The organism is Novosphingobium sp. 63-713 (genome assembly GCF_001898925.1).
Classification (GTDB): domain Bacteria; phylum Pseudomonadota; class Alphaproteobacteria; order Sphingomonadales; family Sphingomonadaceae; genus Novosphingobium.
Map to the genome: position 1 here is coordinate 65,270 of NZ_MKVS01000027.1, position 12,982 is coordinate 78,251.

Annotated in this window: 18 protein-coding genes and 2 tRNA genes; 5 read left to right on the top strand and 15 right to left on the bottom strand. The window is 62.7% G+C overall.

The genetic code is table 11. The features are described 5' to 3' along the window. Nucleotides 1–6: 6 nt before the first annotated feature. The 7 genes from BGP00_RS14320 to BGP00_RS14350 all read right to left on the bottom strand — a co-directional run bounded on the left by BGP00_RS14320 (nt 7) and on the right by BGP00_RS14350 (nt 3,486). Complete coding sequence (locus BGP00_RS14320) at nt 7–363, bottom strand: hypothetical protein (RefSeq protein ID WP_292691192.1); 357 nt, start codon at nt 361–363, stop codon at nt 7–9. Beyond that, on the bottom strand, nt 360–857 hold the full coding sequence (rimM, locus tag BGP00_RS14325) for a ribosome maturation factor RimM (RefSeq protein WP_292691191.1): 498 nt from the start codon (nt 855–857) through the stop codon (nt 360–362). The genes BGP00_RS14320 and rimM overlap by 4 nt, the downstream gene beginning before the upstream one ends. After that, nucleotides 857–1,222, bottom strand: coding sequence for a 30S ribosomal protein S16 (gene rpsP, locus BGP00_RS14330; protein ID WP_168603663.1), 366 nt, complete (start codon nt 1,220–1,222; stop codon nt 857–859). Before rpsP ends, rimM begins: the two co-directional genes overlap by 1 nt. A 26-nt stretch (nt 1,223–1,248) precedes the next feature. Further along, complete coding sequence (gene ffh, locus BGP00_RS14335) at nt 1,249–2,688, bottom strand: signal recognition particle protein (protein WP_292691190.1); 1,440 nt, start codon at nt 2,686–2,688, stop codon at nt 1,249–1,251. Nucleotides 2,689–2,837: 149 nt separating this feature from the next. Further along, nucleotides 2,838–2,913: transfer RNA gene (locus BGP00_RS14340), tRNA-Ala, on the bottom strand. A gap of 23 nt (nt 2,914–2,936) precedes the next feature. Next, nucleotides 2,937–3,012 (bottom strand) — tRNA-Ala (locus tag BGP00_RS14345). A gap of 156 nt (nt 3,013–3,168) precedes the next feature. After that, nucleotides 3,169–3,486, bottom strand: a complete 318-nt coding sequence (locus BGP00_RS14350; RefSeq protein WP_168603665.1) for an FYDLN acid domain-containing protein — start codon at nt 3,484–3,486, stop codon at nt 3,169–3,171. A gap of 250 nt (nt 3,487–3,736) precedes the next feature. Here BGP00_RS14350 and aroA point away from each other — a divergent pair, with 250 nt between their 5' ends. The 3 genes from aroA to BGP00_RS14365 are packed head-to-tail and all read left to right on the top strand — an operon-like array spanning nt 3,737 to nt 5,957. Further along, the gene (gene aroA / locus BGP00_RS14355) at nt 3,737–5,041 is read left to right on the top strand and encodes a 3-phosphoshikimate 1-carboxyvinyltransferase (RefSeq protein WP_292691292.1); all 1,305 of its coding nucleotides are present in this window, start codon (nt 3,737–3,739) and stop codon (nt 5,039–5,041) included. Then, the gene (locus tag BGP00_RS14360) at nt 5,038–5,322 is read left to right on the top strand and encodes a permease (RefSeq protein WP_168603666.1); all 285 of its coding nucleotides are present in this window, start codon (nt 5,038–5,040) and stop codon (nt 5,320–5,322) included. Before aroA ends, BGP00_RS14360 begins: the two co-directional genes overlap by 4 nt. Then, nucleotides 5,319–5,957 carry a (d)CMP kinase gene (locus tag BGP00_RS14365; RefSeq protein ID WP_292691189.1) on the top strand — a complete coding sequence of 213 codons (639 nt, stop codon included), beginning with the start codon at nt 5,319–5,321 and terminating at the stop codon, nt 5,955–5,957. The genes BGP00_RS14360 and BGP00_RS14365 overlap by 4 nt, the downstream gene beginning before the upstream one ends. On the opposite strand, the gene BGP00_RS14370 is transcribed toward BGP00_RS14365, so the two are convergent. After that, nucleotides 5,954–6,397, bottom strand: a complete 444-nt coding sequence (locus tag BGP00_RS14370) for a hypothetical protein (protein WP_292691188.1) — start codon at nt 6,395–6,397, stop codon at nt 5,954–5,956. The genes BGP00_RS14365 and BGP00_RS14370 overlap by 4 nt on opposite strands. Nucleotides 6,398–6,784: 387 nt before the next feature. Between BGP00_RS14370 and rpsA the strand changes: the two genes are divergently transcribed. Then, the gene (rpsA, locus tag BGP00_RS14375; RefSeq protein WP_168603668.1) at nt 6,785–8,488 is read left to right on the top strand and encodes a 30S ribosomal protein S1; all 1,704 of its coding nucleotides are present in this window, start codon (nt 6,785–6,787) and stop codon (nt 8,486–8,488) included. A gap of 318 nt (nt 8,489–8,806) precedes the next feature. After that, nucleotides 8,807–9,565, top strand: a complete 759-nt coding sequence (gene gloB, locus BGP00_RS14380) for a hydroxyacylglutathione hydrolase (protein WP_292691187.1) — start codon at nt 8,807–8,809, stop codon at nt 9,563–9,565. 10 nt (nt 9,566–9,575) lie between these two features. On the opposite strand, the gene BGP00_RS14385 is transcribed toward gloB, so the two are convergent. From BGP00_RS14385 to BGP00_RS14415, 7 genes are all read right to left on the bottom strand, one after another. Beyond that, nucleotides 9,576–9,929 carry a hypothetical protein gene (locus tag BGP00_RS14385; RefSeq protein ID WP_292691186.1) on the bottom strand — a complete coding sequence of 118 codons (354 nt, stop codon included), beginning with the start codon at nt 9,927–9,929 and terminating at the stop codon, nt 9,576–9,578. Nucleotides 9,930–10,116: 187 nt separating this feature from the next. Next, nucleotides 10,117–10,311: a DUF4169 family protein gene (locus BGP00_RS14390; protein ID WP_292691185.1), complete on the bottom strand. Its 195-nt coding sequence runs from the start codon at nt 10,309–10,311 to the stop codon at nt 10,117–10,119. Nucleotides 10,312–10,389: 78 nt separating this feature from the next. Further along, a complete protein-coding gene (locus BGP00_RS14395; protein ID WP_168603672.1) occupies nt 10,390–10,944 on the bottom strand; it encodes a hypothetical protein in 555 nt (184 codons plus the stop codon). After that, nucleotides 10,937–11,428: an ATPase gene (locus BGP00_RS14400; protein ID WP_168603673.1), complete on the bottom strand. Its 492-nt coding sequence runs from the start codon at nt 11,426–11,428 to the stop codon at nt 10,937–10,939. The genes BGP00_RS14395 and BGP00_RS14400 overlap by 8 nt, the downstream gene beginning before the upstream one ends. Nucleotides 11,429–11,584: 156 nt before the next feature. Next, entirely contained in the window at nt 11,585–11,812 is a 228-nt protein-coding gene (locus BGP00_RS14405; RefSeq protein ID WP_168603674.1) for a F0F1 ATP synthase subunit C, read from the bottom strand. A 62-nt stretch (nt 11,813–11,874) separates the two neighbouring features. Then, nucleotides 11,875–12,663, bottom strand: a complete 789-nt coding sequence (locus BGP00_RS14410; RefSeq protein ID WP_168603675.1) for a F0F1 ATP synthase subunit A — start codon at nt 12,661–12,663, stop codon at nt 11,875–11,877. A gap of 93 nt (nt 12,664–12,756) precedes the next feature. Further along, nucleotides 12,757–12,981: an AtpZ/AtpI family protein gene (locus BGP00_RS14415; RefSeq protein WP_310014085.1), complete on the bottom strand. Its 225-nt coding sequence runs from the start codon at nt 12,979–12,981 to the stop codon at nt 12,757–12,759. Nucleotide 12,982: the final 1 nt, after the last annotated feature.

The following is a 12,982-nucleotide window of genomic DNA, read 5'->3' on the forward strand; positions in this document are numbered from 1 at the left end:
AAGTGTTCAGGGTTCGAACCAGACTCCCCGGTCGATCACCGCCGCAATATGGCCGATTTCCAGCCGTTCCAGCTCCTGAACCTGATGCAAACCGCGTGATCGGGCACGAAACAGCCAACACAGCAGCAGCCAGGGCAAGCCGAAAATGGCGAGGCAACCCACACCTTCACGGTCATCGGCAAAGCGCGCCCACGGCCAATCCCAGACCCACTCGCCATAGCGATCGGCCAAGGCCATTATGAATTCCGTGATGTCATCGCCGTAAAGCCCGAGATCCTGCGACACGGCCATATCCGGCCATACGCGCCGCAAACCTGACAGATCCTGCGCCAAGGCGGCAATCTCCGCCTCGCACTCGGTCACCCGACGTAGGCGTCCTCGATCAACACCCGCGCCTCGTCCCATTCGGGCACGGCCTCGGCGCGCATGGGCACCATGAAGCGGTGGCTCTTGCCGTCCTCGCCCGCAGGCATCTCGATTTCCAGAATGTCGCCCGCGCCGAAATTGTCGACCGCGACCACCGTGCCCAGCATCGCACCCGTGGTGGATTGGGCCGCCAGACCCAGCAGGTCGGCGTAATAATACTCACCCGGCGCCAGCGGCGGCATGGCCGAGCGGGGGACCGTCAGCGCCGTCCCGCGCAATTTTTCCGCCGCCGTTCGATCAGGGACTTCGGCAAAGCGGGCCAGAGCGCCCCCCTTGCCGTCATCCTTGATCGATTTCAGCGTCAGCGCGCCATTGTTGAAGGTGCGGTAGCCCTTGAGCGCGGCCACACCTTCACCAAACAGCTTGAGACGAACCTCGCCCGTGATGCCATGGGCCGCCGCAACAGCGGCCATTGTCACGGGCCGGCTCATTATTCAGCAGCAGCCGCTTCAGCAGCTTCAGCGGCCTTCTTGGCCTTGTCTTCAGCGCGTTCCTTGGCCTTCTTGCCGGGTTCGGCCTTGTTCGGGTTGTTGGTGGGGGCGCGTTCCTTCAGACCAGCCTTGTCCAGCAGACGGGCAACGCGGTCGGTCGGCTGCGCGCCAACGCCCAGCCAGTACTTCACGCGGTCTTCGATCAGACGCACGCGGTCTTCGCTGTCCTTGGCGAGCAGCGGGTTGTAGGTGCCGACCTGCTCCAGGAACTTGCCGTCGCGGGGCGCGGTCGAATTGGCAATAACGATCTTGTAATAGGGGCGCTTCTTAGAACCGCCACGCGACAGACGCAGAGAAACCGACATTTTCGTACCTTTCCAATTAATTCAGCTTATTTCTTCAAAAACTTTGTAAAATCCGGGGCGCCCGCGCCAAGGCCGGGAAGGCCGCCGGCACCGGGGCCGCCAAGACCACCCATGCCACCCATGCCACCCTTGCCGAACAAGGCGGCCAGGCCCTTGAGCCCGCCCATCTTCTTGATCTGCTTCATCGCCTTTTCCATCTCCTGATGCATTTTCAGGAGCTTGTTGACTTCCTGCACCTGCGTGCCGGAGCCATTGGCGATGCGGATCTTGCGCTTGGCGTTGAGCAGTTCGGGGCGGGCACGCTCCTTGGGGGTCATCGAACCGATGATCGCATCCATGCGCAGCAGCGTGCGGTCATTCATCCCGCTGTTGGCCATGGCGGCCTGCGCCTTCTTCATGCCCGGCAGCATACCGGCCAACATGCCCAGCCCGCCCATCTTCTGCATCTGGCGCAGCTGGGTGCGCAGGTCGTTCATATCGAACTGACCCTTGGCCATACGCTCGGCCAGCTTTTCGGCGTCCTCGGCCTCAACTGCCTGCGCCGCTTTTTCCACCAGGCTGACGATATCGCCCATGCCCAGGATGCGGCCCGCCACGCGGCCGGGATTGAACACTTCGATCTGGTCGAGCTTTTCGCCCATACCGGCAAACTTGATCGGCTTGCCCGTGACCGCGCGCATCGAAAGCGCCGCACCGCCGCGCGCATCGCCGTCCATACGGGTGAGGATCACACCCGTCAGATCGACTTCGCCCGCAAAGCTCTGCGCAACGTTGACCGCATCCTGACCGGTCAGCGAATCGACGACCAGCAGCGTTTCTTTCGGGGTCGAGATGGCGGCCACCGCCTTCATCTCTTCCATCAGCGCCGCATCGACGTGCAGACGGCCCGCCGTGTCGAGCAGCAGCACGTCCACAGCCTGAAGCTTGGCCGAATTGATCGCGCGTTCGGCGATCGCCGTCGGCATCTGGCCCGAAATGATCGGCAGGGTCGAAACGCTCACCTGCTCGCCCAGAACGGCCAACTGTTCCTGCGCGGCGGGACGGTTGACGTCGAGCGACGCCATCAACACCTTCTTGCCGTGCTTTTCTTTCAGCAGCTTGCCGAGCTTGGCCGTGCTGGTGGTCTTGCCCGACCCCTGAAGGCCGACCATCATGATGACCACCGGCGGCGCGGCGTTCAGATCGAGACCGGGGACATCCTGCCCGCCCAGCATCTCGACCAGCGCGTCATTGACGATCTTGACGACCTGCTGACCGGGCGTGACCGACTTGAGCACATTTTGCCCAACGGCCTTCTCGGTCACATCGTCGATAAACCGGCGCACCACCGGCAGGGCCACGTCGGCTTCGAGCAAGGCGATGCGCACTTCGCGCATCGCATCGCGCACATCCTGTTCCTTGAGCGCACCGCGCCCCTTCAGCCGATCAAAGACCGAGCCAAGGCGATCAGACAGAGCGTCGAACATCAGCCAACCCCAACAGCGGCGCAAAATTACGCCAAAAACGCCGATGGGCGAAACCTCGCCGATCAGCGCATATTCCCATCAAGCGAAAAACGCCGGCGGACGTAAATTCGTCGGCCAGCGTAACGCCTGATGAAGCGATACTTTCCCTTTGGTGGAGCCTAGCGGGATCGAACCGCTGACCTCCTGCATGCCATGCAGGCGCTCTCCCAGCTGAGCTAAGGCCCCTTACCAATGGGTATATGTTTGAATGGTGGAGCCTAGCGGGATCGAACCGCTGACCTCCTGCATGCCATGCAGGCGCTCTCCCAGCTGAGCTAAGGCCCCATTCATTCAATAAGCTAGGCATCCCTGGGTGGTTTGCTTCGCTTCCGCCTCGTCGGCGGGCCGCCCCACTAGGACGACCCCGGAACCTTGGCAAGAACTTTTTTCGAGAAATTTCATTTTTCTGAAAAAAGCCCCGCCAAGGTTCCGGACAAGAGCTTACACTTCGTCGGGCTCTTCATCATGGCCCGACACGCCCAGGTCGTCATCGCCGCCCAGGTCGACATCATTGTCCGGCGAATCGCCGTCATCATCGATGTCCAGATCCTCATCGGCCAGATCGCCGTCGGCCACCTCATCGGCGTCCTTCTTCTGGATCTCCTCAAAGGGAATCGGCTGCTTGCTCTTGAGAACCGGTTCGGGAACCCAGGCATAGCCGCATTCGATGCAAGTGACGGGATCGTCCTTGCCCAGATCGTAAAAGCGGGTGCCGCACTTCGGGCAGCCGTGCTTGGCGCCCCATTCTGGCTTGACCATGCTATTCCTCATGTCTGCCCCAGCCAAAGCGGCGGGCGGTATCCATTGCTATGCGTAACTGGCGCGAAGGGCCATTTGACCGGCCTTGCCATGCTCTGGCGCCTTGCCATAGAGCCCCCGCGCTGTCAAAAGCCGCGCGCTTCTGACGGGTGCCTGCCCGTGACGCAAGCGTTTTTCGCATCCCCAGTCTTCATAGCCCTAAGGAATCCTGTCCGTGAGCGCCTCTGCCACCCCCCGCCCCCGCCGTTTCATGCCCACCGGCGCGCTGAATGGCGCGATCCGCGTCCCCGGCGACAAGTCGATCAGCCACCGCTCGATCATGCTGGGCGCGCTGGCGCTGGGCGAAACGCGGGTCACGGGCCTGCTGGAAGGCGAGGATGTGATGTCCACGGCGGCCGCGATGCGGGCCATGGGCGCGAAAATCGAGAAAACCGAAGATGGCGAATGGATCATCAACGGCGTGGGCGTAGGCGGCCTGCTGCAACCGGAAACCGCGCTCGACATGGGCAATTCGGGCACCTCGACTCGCCTGCTGATGGGATTGGTGGCCAGCCATGGCATCACCGCCACCTTCGTGGGCGATGCTTCGCTGTCGAAGCGCCCGATGGGCCGCGTGATCGACCCGCTCTCCACGATGGGCGCGGATTTCACCTCCGTCGAAGGCCGTCTGCCGCTGACCATGCGCGGCGCCTCGCCCGCCGTACCGATCACCTATCGCCTGCCCATGGCCAGCGCGCAGGTCAAATCGGCGGTGCTGCTGGCGGGCCTGAACACGCCGGGCATCACCACCGTGATCGAGCCCGCACCCACCCGCGACCATTCCGAACGTATGCTGCGCGGCTTTGGCGCGAATCTGACCGTCGAGGTCGATGAGGAAGGCACGCGCACCATCCAGATCCACGGCCCCGCCGAACTGAAGGGCCAGACCATCGTGGTGCCGGGCGATCCGTCCTCGGCCGCCTTCTTCATCGTCGCCGCGCTCACCGTGCCGGGCAGCGATGTGCTGATCGAGAACGTCGGCCTCAACCCCACCCGCGCCGGGATCGTCACGGTCCTGCGCCAGATGGGCGGCAGCATCGAGGAAGTGAACACGCGCGAGGTCGGCGGCGAACCCGTGGCCGATCTGCGCGTGCGCCATTCGCAATTGCATGGCATCGAGGTCGATCCCGAAATCGTGCCCAGCATGGTCGATGAATTCCCCGTCCTCTTTGTCGCCGCCGCACAGGCCAAGGGCCGCACCGTCACCACCGGCCTTGAGGAATTGCGCGTCAAGGAAAGCGACCGCATCACCGTGATGCGCGTGGCGCTGGAACTGGCGGGCGCGAATGTGACCGAAACCGAGGATGGCCTCATCATCGACGGCACCGGCGGCGCCCCCTTGCCCGGAACATCGGGCGCGCATCATGTCGCCACGCATCTGGACCACCGCATCGCCATGAGCATGGCCATTGCGGGGCTCAACAGCATGAACGGCGTGGCCATCGACGACACCAGCCCGATCGCCACCAGCTTCCCCAATTTCGAATCGCTGCTCGCCAGCCTGGTGGCCAGATGAGCCTGATTACCGGAATTCCCGAGGAGCTTGCCACCGCCTGCGGTTTTGCGGGCATGGCGCTCTGCGTCTTTGCCTATGGCTATACCACGGCCTTTACCGGCAAGACGCGCGAGCCCAATCCGTTTGTCCAGCATGGCGCCAATCTGGCCGGCGCGCTGCTGCTGGTGATTTCGTTGCTGGTCGATACCAATCCGGCCTCGCTGGCGCTGGAAAGCCTGTGGTCGGCCATCGCCTTTGTCGGCCTTGTCCGCGCCATCATGGCCAAAGGGAAAAACGCATGATTATCGCCGTTGATGGCCCGACCGCTTCGGGCAAGGGCACCATCGCCAAGGCGCTGGCCGCGCATTACGGCCTGCCGCATCTGGACACCGGGCTGCTCTATCGCGCGGTGGGGCGGCAAGTGGCGATAAATGGCGGCAATCCCGATGATGCGGCCGATGCGCTGGCCGCCTGCGGCTTTGCCGACAGTTTGCTCGATGGTCCCGAATTGCGCTCCGAGGCTTCGGGCGGGCTGGCCAGTCGGGTATCGGTGCACCCCGCCGTGCGTCAGGCGCTGTATGAACGCCAGCGCGCCTTTGCCACGCAAAGCGGCGGGGCGGTTCTGGACGGGCGCGATATCGGCACGGTGATCGCACCCGAGGCCACGGCCAAGCTGTTCGTGATCGCCAGCGTGGCCGCACGGGCGGCGCGGCGCCACGCCGAAATGCTGTCGCAGGGGCGCGATGTAGCGCTTGCCGAGATCGAGGCCGACCTTGCCGCGCGCGACGAGCGCGACCGCAATCGCAGCGCCGCCCCTTTGCGCCCGGCGCCCGATGCGATCACCCTCGACACATCCGATCTGGGGCGCGAGGCGGCGATTGCCGCCGCCATCGCGCTGGTCGAAAAGATGCGCTGCCTTAGTGGTGAAACGTCTTAGTGGTGAAATTGGGCCTGCGTGACCTGGGCCTCCTTGGCCACGGTCTTTTTCTTGGCCGCGCTCTTGGAATAATGGCGCTTCTTGTTCTTCCCTTCCAGCTTATGGAGGCGCGCCTTCAGCACGGCCACCTGTTCGCGGGCGGCGCGGGCATCGGCAGCGGCCGCCGCGGCCAGTGAATTGGCAGAATTGGCCGAGTTGCCCGCGTTTTGCGCCGCCATATTGGCCGCATCGGCCGCGCTCTGCGCCCGGCCCGAGGCCGCAAGGGCATTGTCGGCCGTGCCCTGCGCGCGCGATGCGGCGCCATTGCCTTCCTGGGCGCTGGCATAGGCTTCATCTGCGCGCGCCTGTGCCCGCTTGACCGAACCGGTCGTGGCACAGCCCGAAAGCGCGAGAGACGCCGCCACCAGACCCGTCCCCATCAGGCCCAAAGAAATACGCATGGGTTCTCCTCCTTCACAAAGTTTCCATCCAGTGGAAATCTGAACAGACCGCTGCGGTCCTGTGCGGAAAATGAACGGAACGGCAAACCTCGTTGGCCCGCCCCCGGCGCAAGACGAACCGTGTTGCCACACCCATCGCCACCTGTACCAAGGATCAGGTGGCGGGCGGTATTTTCCTTGCCTTTCGCGCCCGTTTGCCCTAGTCGCCGCCGGTCTGCCCGTGGCCCTGGCTGCGGGTGGGTGCTGTGGATGGCATCCGGCCTCCATGGCGGTTCGGCCCTTTTTGGCCCGGCCATCGCATGGTGCGATGCCGGAGGAAAGACCGGCGGACGGAGCAAAACTCCCAACCGCCTGGCCGGAAGAACGTTAGATTTGAAGGACTCTTTTATGAGCACCCCGACCCGCGACGATTTCGCGGCTCTCCTTGACGAATCGCTTGGCGGCGCCGCCAACGGTGGCTTTGAAGGCCGCGTAGTCAAGGGCACCATCACCGCCATCGAGAACGACAAGGCCGTCATCGACGTAGGCCTTAAGAGCGAAGGCCGCGTTCCGCTGCGCGAATTCGCCATGGCCGGTCAGCCCCACGGCCTGAAGGTCGGCGACGAAGTCGAAGTTTTCGTTGACCGCGTCGAAAACGCCGACGGCGAAGCGATGCTCTCGCGTGACCGCGCTCGTCGCGAAGCCGCCTGGGACAAGCTTGAAAACGAATTTGGCGAAGGCAAGCGCGTTGAAGGCGTCATCTTCGGCCGCGTCAAGGGCGGCTTCACCGTTGACCTCGACGGCGCCGTGGCCTTCCTGCCCGGCTCGCAGGTCGACATCCGCCCCGTGCGCGACGTCACCCCGCTGCTCGACGTTCCCCAGCCGTTCCAGATCCTCAAGATGGACCGTCGCCGTGGCAACATCGTCGTGTCGCGCCGCGCCGTTCTGGAAGAAACCCGCGCAGAACAGCGCAGCGGCCTGATCCAGAACCTCTCGGAAGGTCAGATCATCGACGGCGTGGTCAAGAACATCACCGATTACGGTGCGTTCGTTGATCTGGGCGGCATCGACGGCCTGCTGCACGTCACCGACATGAGCTACAAGCGCGTGAACCACCCGAGCGAAGTGATCGCCATCGGCGACACCGTGCGCGTGCAGATCGTCCGCATCAACCAGGACACGCAGCGCATCAGCCTGGGCATGAAGCAGCTGGAATCGGATCCGTGGGATGGCGTTGCCGCCAAGTACCCGGTCGGCGCCAAGCTGCGCGGCACCGTCACGAACATCACCGAATATGGTGCGTTCGTCGAACTGGAAGCCGGCATCGAAGGTCTGGTCCACGTTTCGGAAATGTCCTGGACCAAGAAGAACGTCCACCCCGGCAAGATCGTTTCGACCTCGCAGGAAGTCGACGTGCTGGTGCTGGAAGTCGATTCGGACAAGCGCCGCATCTCGCTCGGCCTCAAGCAGGCCCAGCAGAACCCGTGGGAAGCTTTCGCCGAACGTCACCCGGTTGGTTCGAGCGTCGAAGGCGAAGTTAAGAACGCCACCGAATTCGGCCTCTTCATCGGTCTGGACGGCGAAGTCGACGGCATGGTTCACATGTCGGACATCGCCTGGGGCATCTCGGGCGAAGACGCGCTGGCGCTGCACCGCAAGGGTGAAAGCGTCAAGGCGATCGTTCTGGACGTGGACATCGAAAAGGAGCGTATCTCGCTCGGCATCAAGCAGCTCGAAAAGGGCGCTCCGGCTGCCGGCGGCGTGTCGCCTGCTGGTGGTTCGAACCTGAAGCGCAACGAAGTTGTCACCGTGACCGTGCTCGAAGTGCGTGACGGCGGCCTCGAAGTGCAGGCCGGCGACGATGGCGCCACCGGCTTCATCAAGCGTTCGGATCTGGGTCGCGACCGCGACGAACAGCGCCCCGACCGCTTCCAGGTCGGTCAGAAGATCGACGCCATGGTCACCGGTTTCGACCGTTCGAAGAAGCCCAGCTTCTCGATCAAGGCGCGTCAGCTGCACGAAGAAAAGGAAGCCGTCGAACAGTACGGTTCGTCGGATGCTGGCGCTTCGCTGGGCGACATCCTGGGCGCCGCTCTGAAGGCCAAGCAGTAAGCTTGAACCTTCTCAGAGCTGTTGCCTGAGATACAAAGACCCGCTCGGAGCGATCCGGGCGGGTTTTTTGTTGGGGGTTTAGGTTTAGGGATAGAATGCGAGGGTCTGGACCCTCGCGCTCCCATTACTGTCCTTGTTGCGCCAAAGGTTCACCCTTGCGCCCAGCTTGCCGCGCCGCAGGCTTTAAATAGGGCGGCTTTGCCGCATGACGCTTGCTCGCAAGCAAAGCGCAACCAGTATCGGGATTGCAAAGGGCTTTCGCCCTTTGCCCGCCGGAGGCATAAGCCCTTCCCGAATCCCCACCACAGGACCGCGCCCATGCCCCTCCAGATCCACCGGTTCCCCTGCCTTTCCGACAATTACGGCTTTCTGCTGCACGATCCGGCCTCGGGCGAAACGGTGTGTATCGACACGCCGGATGCCGAGGAATACTTGCGTCAGGCCGAGGCAAAGAGCTGGATGATCACCCAGATCTGGAACACGCATTGGCATAAGGATCACGCGGGCGGTAACAGCGCGATCAAGGCCGCCACAGGCTGCGTGATCACCGCGCCTGCGGGCGATGCGGGCAAGATCGAGGGCGTGGACCGCGTAGTCGATCAGGGCGATTCGGTGGCTTTGGGGGCCTATCGCGTACAGGTCATCAATGTGGGCGGGCATACGCTGGGCCATGTCGCCTATCACCTGCCGGAGGCCGGGGTCGCCTTTGTGGGCGATGCGGTTTTTGCGCTGGGCTGCGGGCGGATGTTTGAAGGCACAGCACCGCAATTCTGGGCCAGTCTCGAGCGGATCAAGGCGCTGCCCCCTGCAACGACGCTCTATTGCGCGCATGAATATACGGCCGCCAATGCCCGATTCGCGCTCCATGCCGACCCGGATAATGCCGCGCTGGTCGCCTATGCCGAAGAAATCACCGCGCGACGAGCGCGGGGCGAAGCAACCGTCCCCTTCCCGCTGGCGCGCGAACTGGCCACGAATCCTTTCCTGCGCGCCGACAGCGCCGATATTCAGGCCCGCTGGGGCGGGGATCCTGTCAGCGCCTTTGCCGCTCTGCGTGAGGCCAAGAACAGCTTTTGAGTGAGGCTTGTTACAGTTTGAACTGCACCATGGCATGGACAACGGCAGTTCGGTTCACACCCATCACATGCGGCACGAATCCGACGCGCAGCGGCCCCAGCTTGACGCCCGCCATCGCATAGGGTTCGACCAGATGGTTCGGATAGCCGGTGACGCCACCGATCTCGACGAACAGCGGCAGGTGGTCCGTCTCTGCGCGCCATCCAATCTGGAAGGATGGCCTGCGATAGGAATTGTAATAGCCGCCCGCGATAAAGCCGCATTCGCTTTGGGCATAAAGCCCGTAATTCTGGTCGTTATAGCCCGGCTTGTCATGCACTGAAACAAGATGAAGGCCAATGGCCGCAAGGTTCAGACAATTCATCGCCCATTCGTCTCTTTCTGTGCATGATCCTGCTCGATGAGCGCAGGCTTTTAGCGCAGAGGTTCTTTGCATTTCGCAATGAATGACGACGTAGTCTTGCCCATATCACGACGCTGACAATGGCAACCATAGGCCATCGTTGCATTGTGGCTTTTACATATTTGATTTCAGGCCAATTTTCCGGCCATCACAGCTTGGAACTGTCCGGATCCTCGCGCTTGACGCCGTCGAGCAGACGCTCCGCGCGCGCCTTTTCCGCCTTTGCTATCTCACGCGCGGCCTTGCTCTGACCATGCAGGGCCCGATTGGCCTGCGCCTGCTTTTCAGCCTCGCCGCGCGCCTTGGCCTTGCGCGCCATGCGCAAATTGATGATCTCCGCCATGCTCGCTCCCTTTCCCGCCCCAAACGCAAAAAAGCCCCGCCGGAGCGGGGCTTTTCACCAGATCCGCAAGGATCAGGATTACAGACCGGCGATTGCCGCGTCCACCTGAGCCTTGTCGGCATCGACGCCGTAACGACCGGCGATCAGGCCGCGAGCCGCAGAGGCCGCCGCTTCGGCCGCCTTGTTCTGCAGTTCGGCAACAGCCGCGCGTTCCGCCGCCTCGATCTTGTCACCGGCGATCTTCTCGCGGCGCGCAATCACGGCGGTGGTGTCGGCTTCCGCCTTGGCGATGATCGCTTCGGCTTCATGCTTGGCATGCTCGACCAGCTGCGCGGCTTCCTTTTCGGCACCGGCAATACGGGCGGCATATTCAGCGCGCAGCTTATCCGCTTCAGCGCGCAGCGCCTTGGCTTCGTCGAGCTGCTTGCGGATTTCGGCAATGCTGCCGTCCAGCCCCTTGGTGATCACCGAGGGAACCTTGAGCGCGATGGCGATCAGGATCAGCACCGCCATAGCAGCGGCAACGATCTGCGGCGCCGTGGCAAAGCCCAGCATCAGCGGTTCTGCGGCTTCATGACCACCGGCTTCACCGGCGCCGGCAGCCAGAACGGCCAGAGTAGCAAGATCAGCCATGGAGGACCTCCTTCACGGCGGCGCGGGCGGCATCGCCTTCCACGCTCAGGCCGGCAAGGCGGGCGACGATGTCGCTGGCCGCTTCGCTGGCAACGGTTTCGATTTCGGCCAGCGCATCGGCACGGGCGGCGGCAAGGCGCGCATCAGCTTGCGCGATACGCTCGTCCACCACGGCGGCGGCCTGCGCCAGACGGGCTTCGCTTGCCTTGGTGGCGTCGGCCTTGGCCTTGGCGATCAGGGCCTGCGCTTCGGCGCGCTGCTTGTTGCTGGTCGCGGCCCAATTGGCCTCGTCCGATTCGGCGGCGCGGCGCGCGGCTTCGGCGGCGGCCAGATCATCAGCGATCTGCTTGTCGCGATTTGCCACCGTTGCCTGAACCTTGGGCACAAAGCCGCGGCCAACAACAAAGAAGACAAATCCGAAGAAGATCAGCGCCCAGAAGATCTGGGACGCATAGGTTGCGGATAGCTGCGCAATCTGAGGCATCACTTAGGTTCCGGTCGCTGTGCGTCGGGCCGGATGGACCCAAACGGTATCACCGCATGGCCGCGGCATTGCCCAAAGGCAAAATCCGGGCCGGGAAAATCAAAGACGATCCCGACCGGGGCAAACCGCCCCGGCCAGTATCACCTTGGTATTCGTTCAGGCAACGAAGATCAGGATCATCGCCACGACGAACGAAAGCAGACCCAGAAGTTCAGCGGCCGCGAAGCCGATGAACAGACGGCCCTGCTGGCCATCAGCGGCGCCGGGGTTGCGCAGAGCGGATTCGAGGAACGAACCGAACACGTTACCCACGCCCAGGGCAGCCACACCGGCGCCGATAGCGGCCAGACCAGCACCGATCAGCTTTGCGCTTGCAGGTTCCATTTCCATAACTCCTTTTGAACGAATTTCGTTGGTTGAAAGGCTTTGATGTACGTCTTGAAAACTTAGTGCAGGTTTTCGGCGTCGTTGAGATACAGCGAGGTCAACAGCGCGAAAACATAGGCCTGGATGCCGGCAACCAGAATTTCCAGCGCGCAGATGGCGATCATCAGCGCAAAGCTGGGCAGGCCGACAACAGTGCCCCACAGCATGCCCGAATTGGTCGAGCTGATCACAAAGCTGGAAAGCACTTCGAGCAGCACGTGGCCCGCCATCATCGCAACGAACAGACGAAGCGCGAGAGAGAAGGGACGCACGAGGAACGAGATCAGCTCGATCACCGGGATCAGCCACAGCAGCCATGCCGGCGTGCCATGCGGCACAAACAGGCTGAAGAAGTGCAGGCCATGGCGGGCAAAGCCCACGATCAGGACGATCGAGAAGGACAGGATCGCCAGAACGCCGGTCACCGTAAAGTGGCTGGTCGAAGTGAAGGGATGAACGCCCTTGATCAGGCCCAGCGGCAGCAGACCCAGAACGTTGGAGAAGAGAATGAAGCTGAACAGCGAGAAGATGTAGGGCACATACTTCTTGCCCTTGGGGCCAACATTGGCGGCCAGCAGGTTGTCAATAAAACCAACCAGCCCTTCAACCATCACCTGCCAGCGGCCGGGAACGGTCTGACCCTTGGCGCCGCCCGCGACAAACGCGAACAGCACGACAAAAGTGATCAGCATCCACAGCGCCGAATTGGTGAAAGCAATGTTATGCCCGGCAATGGTCCAGTGATCGGTGCCAAAAAGCGGCTCGATCATGAACTGGTGCATCGGATCGACTTTGCCCTGTTCGGCCACGCTTTATGCCCCCTTGCCTATGCATCATGTGCGGTCTTTCCTAACCCCTTCGTTGGGGCGACCCTGGTTCAGAGCCCGCGCCCTGTTCAAGGATCATTCAGACCGCCGGGTGGAAATCCGGATAATGTTCCTGAAAGCGGCAAAGGTGCCAAGCCCCATCACCACCAACAGACCCCAATGGCCGCGCCCGATCAACTGGTCTATAGTCCAGCCGATGAACGCACCGCCACCGATCCCCGCGATCAGTTCGGCCAGAACCCGGTTGCCCAGACGATAGCTATCGTCAGATTGCGCCCCCGCATTCGGCGTTTTACGCATT